Raw genomic sequence first — 5074 nt, 5'->3', positions numbered from 1 at the left:
CAGCGCCAACGACGGGCTGCCGCCTGTCACATTCGAGCGTCACATGATCGAGAAGCGGCAAGCATCAACGGCCCTGCTGAGGGCCGCTGTGGCATAGAACCGTCTCCACGCTTTGAGGGGATTGACACTTCTATGGGCAGTGAGCGTTAGGGCATCCATCGTGCCCGGAGTACGCCATCGGGGTCGGGCATCACGGCGGCCATCAGTGGGGTACGTTCGTCCTCGTAGCAGGAAAGAATCAGCACCGCATGGGCTTCAGCCAGTATGGCGGACAGTGCCGGATATTCAGCTTCGTCGGCGGTCAGGCTGGTGATGTGCCCCTGAGGGTTCTGCCAGACGATCTCAACGAGGCTGTCGTTGGGGAGGCTGGCAAGGGCTGCGTCCACGTTTGTCGATAGGTCGGGCCAAATCAGCAGCCTGGCCCGCGGGGTGAGTCGGCTCCGTATCGGGGCAACCCCATCGAGGGTGATGCGGTGCCAGCGTGAGGCGTTGGAGAGATAGCCCTCCTCAAGCAACACCGCGCCTTGCCTGCTGAGGAGAGCATTCAGCTCGGCCCAGAATGCGTCATCGGCGGGGCGTCGCCGTGCAGAATCGTCTTCATCGAGTTGTGGGTCGTACGGTGACTGGTTGATCGGTTCGGCGAAGAGTCCACGCTGGTGGGTAAGCGCCACCGCGTGCGGGCACGGTAGCGCGCTGCCGACATAGACGTACTGGTCGTAACCTACGTGGACGAAGAACTGGTCCTCGGCCTCCAAGCGGCACCAGGCACCGTTGTCGCGCAGCATCGCCCGGACCAACTCCAGGGCGACGGATATCGGCACCTGTGCGCCGTCGTGGTAACCCGTCAGGTCGGGTGGGAACAGTCCGGCCAGACCATGACCGTCGATCGGAGGCTCTACGCCGAAGTTCACGAAGCCGGTTACCTCGGGTTCCCGAATGGTGAGGTGGGTGATGCCGGTTTCTTCTGCGAAAGCGGCCACAGAAGCTAGGTAGGCCTCTTCGACTGCGCCGTGGTCGCTGTACACGTCCTCGGGACCGACGTAGTGGCCGGCTCCATTGCGGTCGGCCGGGTCGTACTTCGTGACGCGGTAGACGTGGATTCCCCGGCCAGTTCGGTCATCTACGGGATGGACCTGAGGTGATGATGCCGGCGAGCCAGGACTGGCCATGGGAACGTTCACCGTCCCCATTCTGGTGGAGACTGCTGACGACGCCTGCTTGTCGGGGCTCCACGGCTCTCCTCTGGAGAGGGGTACAACCCTATCCATGGACCCATCGTGGACCGAAGAGGTTCCGACTACGGGCTGCCAGGATGTTTTCGCAGGTCAACCGAGCAAGGCTAGGTATTTCTGCAATCCTCTCCGGAGCCGGGTGCGCAGGTTCGAATCCTGCAGGGGGCACTCGCGATCACCATCGCAAGACGGGCAGGGACCTGCGGGAACGCAGGTCCCTCTGCGTTCCGGGATGTGCCACCCGAGGCTGCCGATGGCAAGCATGTGCCCATGATCACGTACGAGGAACGTACGGATCTTGAGCGGATCGGCCTCTACAAGACCGAGCTGATCAAGCCCCGAGGACCCTGGCGCAGCCTGGCCGACGTCGAACTGGCCACCGCCGAATGGGGCGACTGGTTCAACGCCACCCGCCTGCACTCAGCGATCGGGCACCTGCCACCAGAGGAGTTCGGAGCTCTCCACTACGCTCAACCCCAGCCCAACGAACCCGCCGGAATCAACCGTTGAGGTCTCCATCGAAGCCGGGGCGCTTCAGGTGGGTGGCAGAACGAACCTTCGCCTGTCTGACTCGTTACCGCCGGCTGGTGCGGATCTACGAAGGCAAGCCCGAGCACCACAAAGCCATGATCTGGCGGGGCCACCGTGCATCAGATGATTCGCCGCCTGACCCGCGAACTGGCAGGCCAACCACCTCATGGCCGTTGGAGCGGCCCGCCACCGCTTCCGGATCTGTCCAGTCCCGACCGGCGCGGCAAGGTGCTGGAGCCCTTGGCCGCCCAGCCGTGGCGAGCCTGGGGAGGGGACCCGAACCGTTGTAATGCGAGAAGCCGGCCTTTCAGGCTCTGTACCGACCGGAAAATCACCGGCAGCCGGTCCGAAAGTTCTGTCAAGGCGTGGATGATATTGCCGAATAGCCGTGTTAAGGCGTCCTTGGACGCTCTTGTCGCGATTTCTTGCCAGCGTTTGGATCTAGAGAGTGATCTGCTGCGGTGCGTCTCAAGCGGCGGGTTTCGGATACGTCACTTGTGTCGCCGTCCGTCCTGCCCTGTCTCAGCGCGCCGGTCACCGCCCTGCGCCGACCCCAGGAGAAGGAGTCGCGACCATGACCATGCTGACCTACACCCTACTCACCGACCCGGCCCCGCTGGAGGCGTCGACCACGTACAACCCATCCCAGGGCACTGCGTACCTGGTCGTCACCAACACCGGGCAGTACGGGGCGTACTGGTCCACCATCGACGTGGAGCTGCCGGTGGGTAACGGCGCGGGCGACCTCGTCAAGGACGTCGCGACCGTCAAGGCGATCAAAACGAAGGGCGACTCCCAAGCGGTGACCTTCAAGCAGCAGGGACCCAAGGTCTTCCGAGCCACCCCTTCGACCGGCGGATCCCTTGCCATGAACTCCGGCGACTCCATGGTCCTGACGCTGGAGAACATCACCGTCACCGGCGCCGCCGGCGTGGCCGTCCTGAAGGTGACCGAAACCAGTAAGAGAAAGACCGGGAAACGGCAGACGAGCATAGCGATGCCGGCGCTGGTGAAGACGGCGACAGCGCCGCGCAACTTCCGTCCGGACGAAAGCATGCTGGACGACGGAAAAGACCTCGTCCTGCGCTGGGACGGGTCCGACGACTTCACCTACGAGATTCTCTTCCCGGGCGGGAAGGCGACCGTCCCCCGCAACGATCGCACCTGGAAACCGGGTACCGGACAAGCTCCGAAGCGGGCCACCACCTACACCCTCGTCGCCACCTCACGCAGCGATCCCCAGCGGCAACACGTCCTCACCACGACCGTCCACCTGCGCAATCCTGTCCTGGAAACCTTCACTGCCACGACCGGCATCGACACGCCCCGGGTCCAGGGGACGGCGAACGCGACCGGAGGACGCCTCATCTTCACCGGCACAGGGGTGGAAATCTCCGACAACTCCGGCGGGCAGGGGACCGTAACGGCCGACAAGGCCATCGTCAACGGCGGCGTCACCACCCCGTGGGTAGTAGGACCGAACAACGGCGACGGAATCTTCACCTTCAGCAAGGGCGCGATGCACATATGGAGCGAATTCGGCTCCAACGAACGGGGAACCCTGTACGCCGGCGAGACCATCGTCAACGGCGTCGCCACCGAATACGTCAAAGGGCTCAACACAGGCGAGGGAGATATCACCTTCATCCCGGGCGGGGTGAAAGTGTGGCGCACACGCGGCTCCGGGGAAGGCGGAACCTTGTTCGCCGAAAAAGCCGATTTCAACGGCGTGAATGCCAAGTGGGTGCAGGGGAAAGGCGACCGCGACGGGTGGATCGGCTTCTCGTACTACGGGGTGAACGTGCTCCGGCACGACGGCGGCGCCGGGAAGAGATGGGGAGTCATAGGGGTCCACAGGATCGACCATCACTGAACCTGTTTCGTGCGCCCCGCAGGGCAGGAGGTGAAGCCGTGACGTGCGGCTGATCTTGTTGTTCGTAAGCTCGTCGTCGCTTGCCGGTGGAAGTCCGGTCCGGGTAGCTGCCAGGAGGTCCGGTAGCAGGCTGGCGGCTTCGTCTGGTAAGGGGCGGGGTCGAAGCCCAGCGTCAAAAGCCCTGCGAGGGGGAGCGATGGTGTGGTCCGTAGCATGAGCGTGTAAACAGACAACCACGGGCTCCTGGCCGCCGAGATGCGTAGACAACACCTCAGCTACTAGGAGCCCGCTCCTATCCGCAGGCGCACCACTCAAAGACGCCCTCGACCATGGCATCCCTGGTCCCGGCCGCAGCGACCAAACCCTTCGTCAGCAGGCTCTGAGACTGGAGCATGCCTGATCGCGCGTCTCCGTGAACAACGACATGTCTAGCGTGCGTTTCTGCAGCGCAAACCAGTCCGGCGCAACGCAGCGGCGAAGCTCGGACTCGTCGCCACCAGCAGCGCCCGCGCCCGCGCGGCCGGCCCGTCCTCGCCACCCGCCTCCACACGCTGCGCCCAGCGCCGCTCTCGCTCCTTCACGCGGCGGCGCCTCTGCTCCTCCACCTCCTGCGCAGCGGCGGCCAGCCGCTGCGACCCGGACGTCAGGACCTGACCGTCTCCGCCGATCCAGGCATTGAGGCGGTTACGCACCCAGCCGGGGATGTGCCGCAACTCGTCCGCGCTGGACCAGGTGTAGGTCCACCCGCTGCCGTCCGAGCGGACGTCCAGAGCGTGCAGCACATCGGCGGGCGTCCAGCCAGCGAGGAGGAACGCCCTGCGCAGCCACCGCAGGTACCAGGCCGTCATCCTGCGCAGCACCCCTGGCTCCTGGCGCAGACGCTCACAGGCGGCGAGTCGATCACGTTTGGTCCTCGGCGACTCGTGCAGTCCCCAGGTCGGCGAGGTGCGTGGGCCGCGACGGGCACCCTGAGGGGCCTCGCGCGTGCGCGTGGGATCTCTCTTGTCTCTCTCAGGGAGAGACAGAGGGGGCTCAGATGGCGACGCGCAACGCGGTGCCGCTGGCGTTATCTGGTGCGTTCCGCGCCATACGCGTTCCACCGTCCCCGTTCCCACGAGAAGACGCAGGTAGAAGCCTGATCTTGAAGGGGCCTCCGGAGCCGCGTGCGGAGACACCCGATCTGCCTAAGTTGTCAAGCCGTAGCTTTCGACCGCGGCGGGAAGGCGACGTGCTCGTTGTAGGTAAGCCCGCCGCAGGCCCGCATGCTGCGCAAGGGCTCGACGGCCCGTAAACAACAGCGGTGTCTCCTGCGACTGGCTCACACCACGATCTTCGCGGAAAGTACTAGCAGGACCGACGTACGCTGCCTCAGCCGGCCAAAGCTCCAGGCCCGATATCAACTCAGGCCTTGCCCGGTTCCTGTCGATCGCCACCCACC

At 64.8% G+C, this 5074-nt stretch carries 4 protein-coding genes; 2 read left to right on the top strand and 2 right to left on the bottom strand.

Annotated elements, in window-relative coordinates; genetic code table 11:
* Positions 1-146: 146 nt before the first annotated feature.
* The gene (locus E1267_RS42475; RefSeq protein ID WP_246064702.1) at positions 147-1181 is read right to left on the bottom strand and encodes an RNA-binding protein; all 1035 of its coding nucleotides are present in this window, start codon (positions 1179-1181) and stop codon (positions 147-149) included.
* Between the two features lie 321 nt (positions 1182-1502).
* Here E1267_RS42475 and E1267_RS46055 point away from each other — a divergent pair, with 321 nt between their 5' ends.
* Positions 1503-1742: an integrase core domain-containing protein gene (locus E1267_RS46055; protein WP_132341796.1), complete on the top strand. Its 240-nt coding sequence runs from the start codon at positions 1503-1505 to the stop codon at positions 1740-1742.
* Positions 1743-2337: 595 nt separating this feature from the next.
* The gene (locus tag E1267_RS42460; protein WP_132341792.1) at positions 2338-3636 is read left to right on the top strand and encodes a hypothetical protein; all 1299 of its coding nucleotides are present in this window, start codon (positions 2338-2340) and stop codon (positions 3634-3636) included.
* A gap of 428 nt (positions 3637-4064) precedes the next feature.
* On the opposite strand, the gene E1267_RS42455 is transcribed toward E1267_RS42460, so the two are convergent.
* Positions 4065-4496, bottom strand: coding sequence for a hypothetical protein (locus E1267_RS42455; protein ID WP_132341790.1), 432 nt, complete (start codon positions 4494-4496; stop codon positions 4065-4067).
* Between the last annotated feature and the right edge of the window lie 578 nt (positions 4497-5074).

This window comes from Nonomuraea longispora (assembly GCF_004348345.1).
GTDB classification, from domain to species: Bacteria; Actinomycetota; Actinomycetes; order Streptosporangiales; family Streptosporangiaceae; genus Nonomuraea; species Nonomuraea longispora.
Note: the sequence above shows the minus strand (reverse complement) of the source record. Positions and strands in the feature narration are given on the sequence as shown.